General features: G+C 46.6%; 6 protein-coding genes. All 6 read right to left on the reverse strand.

Going from position 1 to position 17,097, the window contains the following annotated elements:
• Positions 1–271: 271 nt before the first annotated feature.
• The 6 genes from ACJJIJ_RS15440 to ACJJIJ_RS15465 all read right to left on the reverse strand — a co-directional run bounded on the left by ACJJIJ_RS15440 (position 272) and on the right by ACJJIJ_RS15465 (position 16,743).
• On the reverse strand, positions 272–4,300 hold the full coding sequence (locus ACJJIJ_RS15440) for a fibronectin type III domain-containing protein (RefSeq protein ID WP_444937826.1): 4,029 nt from the start codon (positions 4,298–4,300) through the stop codon (positions 272–274).
• 796 nt (positions 4,301–5,096) lie between these two features.
• Positions 5,097–9,764: a fibronectin type III domain-containing protein gene (locus tag ACJJIJ_RS15445; RefSeq protein ID WP_444937827.1), complete on the reverse strand. Its 4,668-nt coding sequence runs from the start codon at positions 9,762–9,764 to the stop codon at positions 5,097–5,099.
• Between the two features lie 151 nt (positions 9,765–9,915).
• Positions 9,916–14,559 (reverse strand): fibronectin type III domain-containing protein, encoded by a 4,644-nt coding sequence (locus tag ACJJIJ_RS15450; RefSeq protein WP_444937828.1) that lies wholly within the window; start codon positions 14,557–14,559, stop codon positions 9,916–9,918.
• Between the two features lie 786 nt (positions 14,560–15,345).
• On the reverse strand, positions 15,346–15,651 hold the full coding sequence (locus ACJJIJ_RS15455) for a hypothetical protein (RefSeq protein ID WP_444882875.1): 306 nt from the start codon (positions 15,649–15,651) through the stop codon (positions 15,346–15,348).
• 209 nt (positions 15,652–15,860) lie between these two features.
• Positions 15,861–16,283, reverse strand: coding sequence for a GFA family protein (locus ACJJIJ_RS15460; protein WP_252083436.1), 423 nt, complete (start codon positions 16,281–16,283; stop codon positions 15,861–15,863).
• A 64-nt stretch (positions 16,284–16,347) separates the two neighbouring features.
• Positions 16,348–16,743 carry a hypothetical protein gene (locus ACJJIJ_RS15465; RefSeq protein WP_444937829.1) on the reverse strand — a complete coding sequence of 132 codons (396 nt, stop codon included), beginning with the start codon at positions 16,741–16,743 and terminating at the stop codon, positions 16,348–16,350.
• Positions 16,744–17,097 lie beyond the last annotated feature (354 nt).

The following is a 17,097-nucleotide window of genomic DNA, read 5'->3' on the forward strand; positions in this document are numbered from 1 at the left end:
CAACAACTAAAGCGGAAAGGCAGCAACTTATGAAAACATTTTCAATATAAATAATGAATAGAACAATAACACATGGTTATTTTCAAACCTTACTCCTAAAAATAGCTTGGAGGTTAATTACACTATGGCTGTGAATTATGAATTGACTCTTACCCTTATTTCTCAGATCACACTAAGAAAAGTTAATTTTTCAAAAGAATGGCAACTCAGTAACACTATTGATACTGGGTTGCCAAAAAAGCGCTCTAGTTATTAGACATTAAAAAAAGAATTAGTGGACTACCGGCTTGTGCAGTAGCAGTAGAGGACCAGTATCACCATCGTCACCACAAGTATCTATATTTCTCGACTTGAAGCGATGATTGAAGATTAACTCAACATCCTTAACCGCATTGAGATCTACTAATGAGCCATAACGATCTGCCAACTTGAGTGATAAGCGCCAACCACTGGCGGCAACACTGCGCTCTTTAAAAGCACTGGTCACTGTAGAAACGGAAGCTGCACCGCTATTAAACACATCGAGATTTGCAGCCATTGGCACTCGAAAACTGTTGCGGAATGATAGATTTGCTCCATCAACGGTATCCCAGAAACGCGGGGTATGGGTAATAAATTCATTCTGGATACCTACACTATCCGCACTCTCCATCAAGGTTCCCGGCGTTTTACTGCGCAGGAAGCTAGTGCCACCATAGGTTAGGTAGGCCGGAGTTTCTGTTTCAGCACTAACACTGTGCAGCAAGGGAATATTGAGCCCAATAGTCTCAATTTTATCCAGATAAGACCCACCTGCAGCTAAACAACTCAGATCGTTATTACCTGCAATAACCGGCCCCAGGAAGAAGTTACTGCGCGGTAATTCTTTCACAGTACTAAATTCCACAGTTACCCAGGTATCACTGCCATATTTACGCGACAACAGGCGCAACTTTTCCTGCAAGGCTTCCTGCGGGCTTAAGCGCGGGCCACCTTGTTGGGCAGGATCCGGATGGACGTAGGTCTGTGCAATACCATTGATATTATCCACATAGCCAAACACATCGTCCTTTAGAGAGAAGGTGTCCGTCGCCTGTTGAGTGCCACTGAGATTACGTAACTGATCAAAAGACAACATTTCACTATAAAAATCCCTCAGCTCCTGCGCATTGCGCAAACGGAAAATACTTTCCTTTCTGAAGCCAGTGACTGAACCCACAAAAGATTCCTGCCACTTGTATTCCAGGGCACTGGCCGTGTAGAACAACCACTTCTGTGCTTCTTCAAAGTAACGCTCCGCACGCAGTACTTCAGTCGTCAGGCGGCTGGCATGGATCGGATCGGCAAAATAACGCTCAGCCAGATTGGCATTAGTAGTGAACATCTGGTTCATAACCCGCTGTGCCTGATTCAGCATGCCAGTCAAACGTTCCACTTCCTGCTCAACCGTAGCTTCCGCTTGGGCAATATCCAGCGCAATGGTATTTGCTTCCAGCCACATAGTGCGCACGCGAGCCTTACTCTCCACACCCAGTAGTCTATTTGAGCTGTCGTTTAAGGTCGCGCGCTCTTCCGCCGCTAGGCGGGCGCTCTCTGCCTCCAATTTACCAATATCTTTAATCGTTTTTATATTGCGGTTGTGCTCAGCAACGGTTTCTGCGGTTTCTTTTACCGTTTGCGCTAGTTGAGCCCAATTTTGACTCACGATAGCTGCTACCGACTTCACAATCCCTTTAAACAGGCTACCCCGCTTTCTAGACTGTTCCGCCTTTTTGCGAATTTTGGCAATCTGCTGCTTAATTGAAACCTGCTTGGAGCCGTAATCCAGGATGATCTTCGACATGCCGTCGACGATTCCCTCTTCCTCCGCGCGTCGTTCGATTTCGATTTCAATCGCACTCAGCAGGTCTTCCATACGCTGCAGGTTGTTGCTCAGTGCAATTTCCGCAATATCGATATTGTTCGCCTGCAGAGAAATTTCACTACCGTTCTGCGCATCCTCCGTGACAATCACACAGTCCTCGGCAAAGCAGTTACTTGGGAACTCCAAGCCCAACAGGCTGTACAGCCAGTTGCCCAACTGCTGGTGGCGGTCGGTATATTCCGTGGCCAGCTTGTCGGCACTGTGGCGGTAGTTCTCGTAGCTGGTTTTTGCGGCGGCGAGACTATTCTGTGCGGTGGCAATAGGGCCACTGCTGTCATTACCGAGGAAGTCACTCAGTGCATTGAAGGAATCAAACACTGTGTTGCCATCAATACCGTAACCCTGTACTAGCAACACTGAGTCCTGCGGCAGGCCCAGAATATTGGTTTCGCCCGTGAGCCAGCTCACGGAGTTTTCCAAATCGCTGAGATGGGTTTGCCATGCATACACCGCTTCGGGCAGACCAGAGAAACCTTGCACCTGGGTGAAGTCGGTATTCGGGAAGATCGCACGCAATGATTGCTCTTTAGCAATCAACTCACTGCGCAGCGTATTCATCTCGTCAACCATTTGTGCCAGCAGGGTGGTATTGGTCTGTCCGGCAACGACAGCCAGACGCGCTTGCTGCACTTTAGTAGAAGCCAATTTGCTCATCAGCTGATAGAGCATGGTGACATCTTTGTACCCGGTGAACAGTAATTCTGCTGGGGTTACATCTTTTTGTGCCAGGTCGTTGGGGTCGTAGTAGCGGGGGCTAATTTGACCACGGGAGGGACCCCATTGTGCTAAAAACTCCGGTGCATAGGTCAGCAGGGAGTTGTACTGCTCCAGGGCATCCTTCAACAACTGGTGTGCAGTTTCTATATGGCCAACTTCGACCTCTACCGCTTCGTTACGCAGGCGGCTAATACGGGCATTATCCAGAGCTTCATTAGCCAGGATCATTTCCGCTACCGCGCGATCGTAGTAAACATCCAGCGTGAAACGTTGCAGGTTTTCATTGTTGGGATGATGAGTGAGCTGCTCAAAAATAAACGCTTCTACCTCTGTAGCGCGGTTACGCTCGGCAGTGTCATATAGGCTGGAAAATTCAACCGTGGCTTCACCACTGGCATAAGGATTAATCACCGTATTGGTGTTGGTATCAACGATATACATCAGGTCCAGGTAGCGGAAGGCCGCTCTATCCCGGGAGAAAATACCCTGGGCAGGATTTTCCTGGGCCGCAGGTACCTGATCGGCTTCGTTGTAGTACAGCTGCTTGCGAATCTGTACCGTGGGATCCAGCTCCATCGTTACCGTGAAGGTATTACTAAAGTCGGAAGAGCCCGCTTTGTTCGCGGCCTGTACACGATAATCGTGCGTACCGAATACTAATGGAGAGGCATTGTATTTATAGCTATTGCCAGCACCGTTATACACGGTTTTCCAGCTGCCATTATTCATACGTTGCTGCAGCAGATAACTATCAGTTTCGGCAACTGATGGCCAGCTTACGGTATACGCTTCGCCAGTAGAGGAAGGTACGGTGATATAACTAGGCGCTACAGGTGGCTTCAGCAACGCTACGGTGGCGCAAGCTTCCGGTGAATAGTTGGACTGATCTGTTGAGGTCAGTGCACGTACCCGGTAGCAGTGGCGCCCGTCTTGCAAGTTACTCAGCTGGTAGCTGCGTGCAGTGCCGCGATAAAGCTGCTTATTTGCACTGTCTACCACTTGATATTCAACGGTGAGACCGCCTTTATCAATTTCTGTCCAGCTTAGTTTTACTTTGCCATCCCAGCTGCTAGTGGGTGCTGCAGACAGCACCGGTATACCAACAACACGATCGACTTTAACTGTTACTAACGAGGAGTAGTTGGAGCAGGTGCCCTTGGCATTACAAGCACGAACCTTATAGCTATAAGAGCCATTGCTAACACCAGAGAAACTCTTACTTAAACCAGAACCATTGTATAGAGTGGAGCCACCGCCATCGACCAACTGATAACTGGTAGCAAACTGCTTGGTATTCCAGCTGACAGTATATTTACCATCGAGGCTGGTGGTGGTATTTAATTTAGGTGTTGGTACGCCAGGACGGAAATAGACTTCTAAATCTTTACTTTCTCGATAGCCAGAGCAAGTGGTATTACAGGCCCGTACTCTAAAGCGGTAAGTACTACCATGGCTCAGGGAAGAAACCGTTGTACTGGTAGATGAACCAGAATAAATATTGCCGGACCAACTGCCGTTATCCTTGCGTTGTTGTACCTCGTAGCGAGTAGCCCCGCTGCTGGCAGCCCAGCTGATATTAACGCTGCTAGAGGAGGTATAACTGGGAACAGTGATAGAGGTTGGGGTTGATGGCGTTTTCTCTACTTTGAGGGTCCCACCGGTTTTATAATCACTGCACATATTGGATGTACAGGCTCTTACGCGATATCGGTAGCTTCCATTGGATTTACCAGTTTCATTAAACTGGGTGCCAGATGAATTATAAATTCTACTCCAAGAACCCCCATTTATACTGCGATATAGCTCATAGCGGTTAGCTGCAGAACTTGATGACCAACTAATGGAATATGAGCCATCACTATCAAAAGTCGGATAATTTATAGTAGAAGGCGTAGAGGTAACAGTTACCTCACGACAGGTCTCCCTAGTAAATGGACGTCCTACAAATCCATTCCCATCTAACCCCATAACTCCTTCTGCCTTAAAACAAAAGGAATAAGTACCATTGGCTGTTAAATTAACAACACGAGAACCAGTTAAAGGCGGATAGTGATCTAAAACGGTCTCCTTTCCGCTAACTCTTTGAACAATGGAATTATCTTCATTTCTTATTTCTCCGCTCGATAGAGAATACTCCTTCCAGGCTAATGTCGCCTTGCGGTTCGAATAGCTGAGTGTGAAGCTAGCTGGCAAGTCTACCCTGCAGTCGTAAACAGTATTTCTCACCCCTAGAGAATGCTCACCATCCTTTATACATCCAGCCTGTGCGTTTTGTGGAAAAAAACCAAAAGACACAAACCCAACAGCAAATAGTGAGCCTGTCAATTTGAATATCTTTATCATGCTAAATATTAAATACTCTATTCATAAAATAACCTAACAAGCACAACGAAATATGCACAAAAACTTAAGCACAAGAAGGTTAAGATGATTAACGATGCACCTCACACAATGTGAGATGCACCTATTTATGAGATTAATGAACTACAGGCTTACGTAGTAGCAACAATGGACCAGGGCCATCATCGCCACCACAGTTATCTATATTTCTTGATTTGAAGCGGTGATTAAAGATCAATTCAACATCTTTAACCGCATTGAGATCTACCAGTGAACCATAGCGGTCTGCCAACTTGAGCGATAAGCGCCAGCCAGTGGCGGCGACACTACGTTCTTTAAATACATTAGTCACCGTAGAACTAGAACCTGCACCACTATTAAGTACATCTAAATTAGCGGCCATAGGAACCCGATAACTATTACGGAAAGCCAAGTTGGCTCCATCAACAGTATCCCAGAATCGAGTGCTATGGGTAATAAACTCATCCTGAATACCTACGCCATCCGCACTCTCCACCAGAGTTCCTGGTGTTTTACTACGTAAAAAGCTGGTACCGCCATAAGTTAGGTAGGCTGGAGTTTCGGTTTCACCACTAACGCTAAATGCAAGGGGGATATTGAGCCCAATAGTCTCAATTTTATCCAGGTAAGATCCACCTGCAGCTAAACAACTCAGATCGTTATTGTCTGCAATAACTGGCCCCAGGAAGAAGTTACTGCGCGGTAATTCTTTCACAGTACTAAATTCCACGGTTACCCAGGTATCACTGCCGTATTTACGCGATAACAGGCGCAGCTTTTCCTGCAGTGCTTGCTGCGGACTTAAACGAGGACCACCTTGTTGGGCAGGGTCTGGATGTTGGTAGGTCTGTGCAATACCGTTGATATCATCTACATAGCCGAACACATCATCCTTCAGAGAGAAAGTGTCCGTCGCCTGCTGAGTGCCACTGAGATTGCGCAACTGATCGAAGGACAACATTTCACTATAGAAATCCCTCAGTTCCTGGGCATTACGCACGTGGAAAATGTCTTCCTTTCTGGAGCCTGTCACTGAACCTACAAATGATTCTTGCCACTTGTATTCCAGGGCACTAGCTGCATAGAACAACCACTTCTGCGCTTCCTCAAAGTGACGCTCTGCACGCAACATTTCCGTAGTCAGGCGGCTGGCATGGATCGGGTCAGCAAAATAACGTTCGGCCAGATTGGCATTAGTAGTGAACATCTGATTCATAACCCGCTGTGCCTGATTCAGCATGCCGACTAAACGTTCAACTTCTTGCTCAACCGTAGCTTCCGCTTGGGCAATATCCAGCGCAATAGTATTTGCTTCCAGCCACATGGTGCGCACGCGCGCTCGGCTTTCGACATCCAACAGTTTATTGCTGCTGTCATTCAGCTTCGCTCGCTCTTCTGCACCCAAGCGAATGCTCATTGCTTCTAGTTTGCCAATATCTTTAATGCTCTTGAGATTGATATGACTAGAAACCACCTGATCGATACCCTGCTCTAGCGTGCTTGTATCTCCGGTGTAGTAGGCTTTAATTGCACCACCCACTACTTTCAGGAAGCCATCGCGTTTTCTGGATTTCTCCGCTTCTTTACGAATCTTGGTGATTTGCTTAGAAATGGATTCCTGCTTGGAGCCGTAATCCAGGATGATCTTCGACATGCCGTCGACGATACCTTCCTCCTCCGCACGTCGCTCGATTTCAATTTCAATCGCACTCAGCAGGTCTTCCATACGCTGCAGGTTGTTGCTCAATGCGATTTGCGCGATATCGATATTGTTTGCCTGCAAGGCAATTTCACTACCTTGCTGTGCAGACTCTTCAACAATAATGCAGTCTTTGCTGAAGCAGTTACTTGGGAACTCCAAGCCCAACAGGCTGTACAGCCAGTTGCCCAACTGCTGGTGGCGGTCGGTATATTCCGTGGCCAGCTTGTCGGCACTGTGGCGGTAGTTCTCGTAGCTGGTTTTTGCGGCGGCGAGACTATTCTGTGCAGTGGCAATAGGGCCACTGCTGTCATTACCGAGGAAGTCACTCAGTGCATTGAAGGAATCAAACACTGTGTTGCCATCAATACCGTAACCCTGTACCAGCAACACTGAGTCCTGCGGCAGGCCCAGAATATTGGTTTCGCCCGTGAGCCAGCTCACGGAGTTTTCCAAATCGCTGAGATGGGTTTGCCATGCATACACCGCTTCGGGCAGACCAGAGAAACCTTGCACCTGGGTGAAGTCGGTATTCGGGAAGATCGCACGCAATGATTGCTCTTTAGCAATCAACTCACTGCGCAGCGTATTCATCTCGTCAACCATTTGTGCCAGCAGGGTGGTATTGGTCTGTCCGGCAACGACGGCCAGACGCGCTTGCTGCACTTTAGTAGAAGCCAATTTGCTCATCAGCTGATAGAGCATGGTGACATCTTTGTACCCGGTGAACAGTAATTCTGCTGGGGTTACATCTTTTTGTGCCAGGTCGTTGGGGTCGTAGTAGCGGGGGCTAATTTGACCACGGGAAGGACCCCATTGTGCTAAAAACTCCGGTGCATAGGTCAGCAGGGAGTTGTACTGCTCCAGGGCATCCTTCAACAACTGGTGTGCAGTTTCTATATGGCCAACTTCGACCTCTACCGCTTCGTTACGCAGGCGGCTAATACGGGCATTATCCAGGGCTTCATTAGCCAGGATCATTTCCGCTACCGCGCGATCGTAGTAAACATCCAGCGTGAAACGTTGCAGGTTTTCATTGTTGGGATGATGAGTGAGCTGCTCAAAAATAAACGCTTCCACATCTGTGGCACGGTTACGCTCGGCAGTGTCATACAGGCTGGAAAACTCAACCGTGGCTTCACCACTGGCGTAAGGGTTAATCACCGTATTGGTGTTGGTATCAACGATATACATCAGATCCAGGTAGCGGAAGGCCGCTCTATCCCGGGAGAAAATACCCTGGGCAGGATTTTCCTGGGCCGCAGGTACCTGATCGGCTTCGTTGTAGTACAGCTGCTTGCGAATCTGTACCGTGGGATCCAGCTCCATCGTTACCGTGAAGGTATTACTAAAGTCGGAAGAGCCCGCTTTGTTCACGGCCTGTACACGATAATCGTGCGTACCGAATACTAATGGAGAGGCATTGTATTTATAGCTATTGCCAGCACCGTTATACACGGTTTTCCAGCTGCCATTATTCATACGTTGCTGCAGCAGATAACTATCAGTTTCGGCAACTGATGGCCAGCTCACAGTATAAGCTTCACCGGTAGAGGAAGGCACAGTGATATAGCTCGGCGCTGCTGGCGCTTGTAGTAAATCTACGGTGGCACAGGCTTCCGGTGAATAGTTGGACTGATCGGTTGAGGTCAGTGCACGTACCCGGTAGCAGTGGCGTCCGTCTTGCAAGTTACTCAGCTGGTAGCTGCGTGCAGTGCCGCGATAAAGCTGCTTATTTGCACTGTCTACCACTTGATATTCAACGGTGAGACCGCCTTTATCAATTTCTGTCCAGCTTAGTTTTACTTTGCCATCCCAGCTGCTAGTGGGTGCTGCAGACAGCACCGGTATACCAACAACACGATCGACTTTAACTGTTACTAACGAGGAGTAGTTGGAGCAGGTGCCCTTGGCATTACAAGCACGAACCTTATAGCTATAAGAGCCATTGCTAACACCAGAGAAACTCTTACTTAAACCAGAACCATTGTATAGAGTGGAGCCACCGCCATCGACCAACTGATAACTGGTAGCAAACTGCTTGGTATTCCAGCTGACAGTATATTTACCATCGAGGCTGGTGGTGGTATTTAATTTAGGTGTTGGTACGCCAGGACGGAAATAGACTTCTAAATCTTTACTTTCTCGATAGCCAGAGCAAGTGCTATTACAGGCCCGTACTCTAAAGCGGTAAGTACTACCATGGCTCAGGGAAGAAACCGTTGTACTGGTAGATGAACCAGAATAAATATTGCCGGACCAATTGCCGTTATCCTTGCGCTGTTGTACTTCGTAGCGAGTAGCCCCACTGCTGGCAGCCCAGCTGATATTAACGCTGCTAGAAGAAGTATAACTGGGAGCAGTGATAGAGGAAGGGGTTGATGGGGTTTTTTCTACTTTGAGGGTTCCACCGGTTTTATAATCACTGCACATATTGGATGTACAGGCTCTTACGCGATATCGGTAGCTTCCATTGGATTTACCACTTTCATTAAGCTTGGTGCCAGATGAATTATAAATTCTACTCCAAGAACCCCCATTTATACTGCGCTCAAGCTCATAACGACTGGCTGCAGAACTTGATGACCAACTAATGGAATATGAGCCATCACTATCAAAAGTCGGATAATTTATAGTAGAAGGCGTAGAGGTAACAGTTACCTCACGGCAGGTTTCTCTGGTCATTGGGCGCCCAATAAACCCAGGCCCAACCAAGCCCGCCTCCCCTTCCGCTTTATAACAAAAAGAATAAGTACCATTGGCTGTTAAATTAACAACACGAGAACCAGTTGAAGGCGGATAGTCATCTAAAACTGTCTCTTTGCCATTAAATGTTTGAATAAGAGAGTAATCTTCATGTCTGGTTTCTCCGCTGGTGAGCGTATACTCTTTCCAGGCTAATGTCGCCTTACGATTTGAATAGCTGAGTGTGAAGCTAGATGGCAATTGAACAAAACAGTCGTAAACAACCTGTCCCCTAGATCCACCTATAGAATGCTCACCATCAATCCTACACCCGGCCTGGGCATGTTGTGGCAAGAAACTAAAAGACACAAACCCAACGGCAAATAGTGGGCCTGTCAATTTGAATATCTTTATCATGCTAAATATTAAATACTCTATTCATAAAATAACCTAACAAGCACAGAGAGATATGCACAAAAACTTAAGCACAAGAAGGTTAAGATAATTAACGATGCACCTCACATAATGTGAGATGCATCTATTTATAAGATTAATGAACTACAGGTTTACGCAGTAGCAACAATGGACCAGTGCCATCATCGCCACCACAGCTATCAACATTTCTCGGTTTAAAACGATGGTTAAAGATCAACTCAACATCTTTAACCGCATTGAGGTCTACCAGTGAACCATAACGGTCTGCCAACTTGAGCGACAAGCGCCAGCCAGTGGCGGCGACACTGCGTTCTTTAAACGCACTGGTAATCGTGGAATTTGAACCAGTGCCACTATTAAGCACATCCAAGTTCGCAGACATAGAAACACGGTAGCTATTTCTGAACGCCAGCCCAGTTCCCTCAACGGCATCCCAGAATCGAGTGCTATGAGTTATAAACTCGTCCTGAATACCAACTCCATCCGCATTTTCCACCAGAGTTCCCGGAGTTTTACTACGCAGGAAACTAGTGCCCCCATAAGTCAAAAATGCAGGCGTTTCGGTTTCACCACTAACGCTATATGCAAGGGGGATATTAAGACCAACGGTTTCAATTTTATCCAGGTAATTACCGCCGGTTGCCAAGCAAGACAAATCACCGTTGTCGGCAATAACCGGCCCCAGGAAGAAGTTACTGCGCGGTAATTCTTTCACAGTACTAAATTCCACGGTTACCCAGGTATCACTGCCGTATTTACGCGACAACAGGCGCAGCTTTTCCTGCAAGGCTTGCTGCGGGCTCAGCCGCGGACCGTCTTGTTGAGCGGGGTCCGGATGTGCATAGGTTTGTGAAATACCATTGATTTTATCCACATAGCCGAACACATCATCCTTCAGAGAGAAGGTGTCCGTCGCCTGCTCTATACTTCCAAGCTTATGAAGTTGATCGAAGGTCAAAAGCTCACTATAGAAATCCCTCAGTTCCTGGGCATTGCGCACTTGGAAAATGTCTTCCTTTCTGGAGCCAGTCACTGATCCCACAAACGATTCCTGCCACTTGTATTCCAGCGCACTGGCCGCGTAGAACAACCACTTCTGCGCTTCCTCAAAGTGACGCTCTGCACGCAACATTTCCGTAGTCAGGCGGCTGGCATGGATCGGGTCAGCAAAATAACGTTCGGCCAGATTGGCATTAGTAGTGAACATCTGATTCATAACCCGCTGTGCCTGATTCAGCATGCCGACTAAACGTTCTACTTCCTGCTCAACCGTAGCTTCCGCTTGGGCAATATCCAGCGCGATGGTATTTGCCTCCAGCCACATGGTACGCACGCGCGCTCGGCTTTCTACATCCAACAATTTGTTGGTGCTGTCATTCAGCTTCGCTCGCTCTTCTGCACCCAAGCGAATGCTCATTGCTTCTAGCTTGCCAATATCTTTAATGCTCTTGAGATTGATATGACTAGAAACCACCTGATCGATACCTTGCTCTAGCGTGCTTGTATCTCCGGTGTAGTAGGCTTTAATTGCACCACCCACTACTTTCAGGAAGCCATCGCGTTTTCTGGATTTCTCCGCTTCTTTACGAATCTTGGTGATTTGCTTAGAAATGGATTCCTGCTTGGAGCCGTAATCCAGGATGATCTTCGACATGCCGTCGACGATACCTTCCTCCTCCGCACGTCGCTCGATTTCAATTTCAATCGCACTCAGCAGGTCTTCCATACGCTGCAGGTTGTTGCTCAATGCGATTTGCGCGATATCGATATTGTTTGCCTGCAAGGCAATTTCACTACCTTGCTGTGCAGACTCTTCAACAATAATGCAGTCTTTGCTGAAGCAGTTACTCGGGAACTCCAAGCCCAACAGGCTGTACAGCCAGTTGCCCAACTGCTGGTGGCGGTCGGTATATTCCGTGGCCAGCTTGTCGGCACTGTGGCGGTAGTTCTCGTAGCTGGTTTTTGCGGCGGCGAGACTATTCTGTGCAGTGGCAATAGGGCCACTGCTGTCATTACCGAGGAAGTCACTCAGTGCATTGAAGGAATCAAACACTGTGTTGCCATCAATACCGTAACCCTGTACCAGCAACACTGAGTCCTGCGGCAGGCCCAGAATATTGGTTTCGCCCGTGAGCCAGCTCACGGAGTTTTCCAAATCGCTGAGATGGGTTTGCCATGCATACACCGCTTCGGGCAGACCAGAGAAACCTTGCACCTGGGTAAAGTCGGTATTCGGGAAGATCGCACGCAATGATTGCTCTTTAGCAATCAACTCACTGCGCAGCGTATTCATCTCGTCAACCATTTGTGCCAGCAGGGTGGTATTGGTCTGTCCGGCAACGACGGCCAGACGCGCTTGCTGCACTTTAGTAGAAGCCAATTTACTCATCAGCTGATAGAGCATGGTGACATCTTTGTAACCGGTAAACAGTAATTCTGCTGGGGTTACATCTTTTTGTGCCAGGTCGTTGGGGTCGTAGTAGCGGGGGCTAATTTGACCACGGGAGGGACCCCATTGTGCTAAAAACTCCGGTGCATAGGTCAGCAGGGAGTTGTACTGCTCCAGGGCATCCTTCAACAACTGGTGTGCAGTTTCTATATGGCCAACTTCGACCTCTACCGCTTCGTTACGCAGGCGGCTAATACGGGCATTATCCAGGGCTTCATTAGCCAGGATCATTTCCGCTACCGCGCGATCGTAGTAAACATCCAGCGTGAAACGCTGCAGGTTTTCATTGTTGGGATGATGAGTGAGCTGCTCAAAAATAAACGCTTCCACATCTGTGGCGCGGTTACGTTCGGCAGTGTCATATAGGCTGGAAAACTCAACCGTGGCTTCACCACTGGCATAAGGGTTAATCACCGTATTGGTGTTGGTATCAACGATATACATCAGGTCCAGGTAGCGGAAGGCCGCTCTATCCCGGGAGAAAATACCCTGGGCAGGATTTTCCTGGGCCGCAGGTACCTGATCGGCTTCGTTGTAGTACAGCTGCTTGCGAATCTGTACCGTGGGATCCAGCTCCATCGTTACCGTGAAGGTATTACTAAAGTCGGAAGAGCCCGCTTTGTTCACGGCCTGTACACGATAATCGTGCGTACCGAATACTAATGGAGAGGCATTGTATTTATAGCTATTGCCAGCACCGTTATACACGGTTTTCCAGCTGCCATTATTCATACGTTGCTGCAGCAGATAACTATCAGTTTCGGCAACTGATGGCCAGCTCACAGTATAAGCTTCACCGGTAGAGGAAGGCACAGTGATATAGCTCGGCGCTGCTGGCGCTTGTAGTAAATCTACGGTGGCACAGGCTTCCGGTGAATAGTTGGACTGATCGGTTGAGGTCAGTGCACGTACCCGGTAGCAGTGGCGCCCGTCTTGCAAGTTACTCAGCTGGTAGCTGCGTGCAGTGCCGCGATAAAGCTGCTTATTTGCACTGTCTACCACTTGATATTCAACGGTGAGACCGCCTTTATCAATTTCTGTCCAGCTTAGTTTTACTTTGCCATCCCAGCTGCTAGTGGGTGCTGCAGACAGCACCGGTATACCAACAACACGATCGACTTTAACTGTTACTAACGAGGAGTAGTTGGAGCAGGTGCCCTTGGCATTACAAGCACGAACCTTATAGCTATAAGAGCCATTGCTAACACCAGAGAAACTCTTACTTAAACCAGAACCATTGTACAGAGTGGAGCCACTGCCATCGACCAACTGATAACTGGTGGCAAACTGCTTGGTATTCCAGCTGACAGTATATTTACCATCAAGGCTGGTGGTGGTATTTAATTTAGGTGTTGGTACGCCAGGACGGAAATAGACTTCTAAATCTTTACTTTCTCGATAGCCAGAGCAAGTGCTATTACAGGCCCGCACTCTAAAGCGGTAAGTACTACCATGGCTCAGGGAAGAAACCGTTGTACTGGTGGATGAACCAGAATAAATATTGCCGGACCAATTGCCGTTATCCTTGCGCTGTTGTACCTCGTAGCGAGTAGCCCCGCTGCTGGCAGCCCAGCTGATGCTAACGCTGCTAGAGGAGGTATAACTGGGAACAGTGATAGAGGTTGGGGTTGATGGAGTCAGCTCTACCTTTATGGTTCCGCCGTTCTTATAAGCACCACATAAATTCTTTGCGGTGTTACAGGCTCGTACACGATATTGGTAGTTACCACTAGAGCGGCCACTTTCATCAAAGCTAGTTTTAGAACCGTTATAAACCCTGCTCCAGGAGCCACTATTTACCCTACGGTAGAGCTCATACCGGCCTGCACCAGTACTGGAAGACCAGCTAACCTTGTAAGCCCCATCACTATCGAAAGTGCCGTAATTGATACTGGAGGGCGCTGCTGGTTGAAATATAACGTTAACGGTATGAGTGCCTAACTTAACCCTATTGAATCGGGAAGCAGGGCAAGATGTAACTTTATCTTCCCAATCATCAGGGGAGATAATATCTGGAGTACAGTGTTCATGCCAATACTCATAAAAGTATTTACCGGCAGAAGAAACGGTTACAGATTTAGTAGAGTTTGAACTGGAAAACCCATAGTCTAATGAAATATTCCGAGTAAAAGTTCCATTTTTATACTCTTTTAGATATACACCCATTATCCCAAGTGGCGCTACAGACTTATATGACAAGGAATATTTCCCATCAGTATCTGTGCTCGGCCCGCTCAAGGCAGACCCATAAGCAATAGCACTGGCACTTAAAACCTGCAGCACAAAAAAGTTACGAACAAGAGTCAACATGTTAAAAACCAAACGACAGAGATCTAAATAGATCGAAAAATAAAAACCTCAACCTCAAAAACAACAGCAAATAGAAGGCTCTTCACCTTTAAAGAACCCAAAAGCAGCTACTAAGAATAACAACACATGTGACTTTCCTCCCTTAAGCACCCATCATTCCTTTAAAGACAGTTTATTGCGGAATTCCCAACAATAAAATACACGCCGAATTCTATCGACGAGCATGGATCTCTTTCAAGAAAAATACGCCAATTATTTTATTTATTTTTATTTCCACACACAGAAAAAGGACATTAATAACCTCAAAATGGTACAAATATCCTATTTAAAAACTGAAAAATTGATTTTTCTCCACTAACCTAAAAGACAGGCAAGCTTAGCAAAAGCTTTTACACAAAAAAAACGAACAAAATTAAAAGCTCAGAAAACATTGAACAAATTCAATAAGAACAATTAAACACCCCACTCAAACCACCATCAAAACTTAAGAGGTTCCTGCAATTTAAAAAAACCACAATACAAAAATAATTACCCCGAACAAAAATAGCTTACATTTTCAACACCCTAAAAACATAGCAACATCAAAAAATCATATATAGGACCTTTAAGCACCGAGCAAGCATCAGCACTAAAGTTAATCACACTCAACCTTAAAGATTAAAAAATGTAATCTCATAAATCCTGCAATTAAAACAGCCTGCAGCAGCAAAGAAATGTAGTAGAGAAATGTAGTAGGGAAATACTTCTGGAGAGATACGCGCTACTTAAAAGTAACGCGCAATAAATCTAGCGGCCTAAAAATAAAACCAAAATAGCAATAACCAAACCAACCAACAACACCCATACTCCTCGAAGCATCAAAGAGCGAGCATACTCCGCTTCTTTATACCGCAACGCATAGGGAATTCCGGTAATCGGGCCAAGAAATATAGTGACAATTCCCCAAACCCAGTGCTTATTACCCAAGGCAGTCAATGCAGCCATTAGGCCCCCAAACCAACACAGGGTCACACCTATGACACATACTACCAAGGCGATTATGGACCACCACTGATTGGCCAGGAAAATTTCTACTATCTGTGTTTCTGTCATGGCACTCTGCCACTCCCTATTACTACTTGATCATTGCAAATTTTCAGGCCCTTTTCACAGCTTGATAATGCTGCTTCCAGATAGCCCAAATTACCCACGATTTGCTATGGGCACAGCCGCTTTCAAACCGATAGCGCTGTTAGCGAACAATAGTAACCTTAAAGGGGGACAAATGGTCCCCCCAAAAGTAATCAGGAGTGTGTGATCACTTACTCTCCGGAAAATTCAGTGACCAGCTCCAGGCCGGTTATGTTTCTGGTCTCATTGGCAAAGCTATAGTATGTGGGCTTTTCATCAATAAATATCTGATGGGTCATTGTCACTTCAGGGGGAAGTTCGAAGATACCCGCAGGAACTGAATACTGCTGGGTTTCCTTTAATCGGTAGAAGAGATGGGAGCCACAATTGGAACAGAAACCGCGTTCAGCCCAGTCCGAAGAGTCAAATACAGATACATGCTCCTCACCAGAGATTTCCACACTGGTCTGGCAGTCCACTGCCAACAGTGGACCACCGCTCCACTTTTTACACATGCTACAGTGACAGACTCCAAGGTCAGAAGAAGGCAGCTCGGCCTTGATGGTCACAGAACCACACAGGCAGCTTCCCTGTACTGGATTAGTATCACTCATATTTTCCTCTCTCTTCTGTAAAGCTATAGAAGCGTACACTTACTAACTGTTGCCACAGGGCAATCTAAGACTCATAAAACTTACAACGGCGCTTGAACCAGTTAATTCTTTTAGTGTGATTCTCTGGGCAGTTTTCCATACACTGGCTACCAAGCGCTTTCAGGGTGATTGCCTCTGGGTAATTTGCCACTACTTCCCCCGCAACGATATGACGAAAACCTGGTTCGTCTGCCGTAATAAGAAAGTGGTTTTCTTTATTACCAATTAAGATTTTTTCTCTGGCCATAGCATAAACTTGGAATTCCCACATCCCCCAGGAGCTCCATTTATTCATAACCAGGCATGTAGACATGGTTTTTAGAGGCTGCTGCTGCTGCTGCTGCTGCTGCTGCTGCTGCTGCTGCTCAATAGCAAATGAAGAACTTGAGAACAGCAGTAGGAAAAATATAATTATTCTCATATTCAATCCCTGAATACTTATAGCAGTAAATAAGTTGACAGATAGTCGCAATATCAGTAGTAAATAGCACTACCCAAAGAGAGGTATACTCATCCCAACTATGTCACAAAAATGAGAAACACTTCAAGATATGATAATATGATTTACCTTTTGGGCATTTATAACCCAAACTTCACTGAAAAAACATAGAAATATCTTGCAAATTTTATTGATAAATAAAGCAAGCTAGAATATAGAAAGTATTTCATTTATTAATAACAACATATCTCCACACTGATAAATATAGCCACTTAAACTTCTACTAAACACTCATCCAAAAGGAGATATATCTCCAGCATAGAGAATAAGGCACCC

This window comes from Microbulbifer mixtoriginis (SeqCode) (assembly GCF_052467945.1).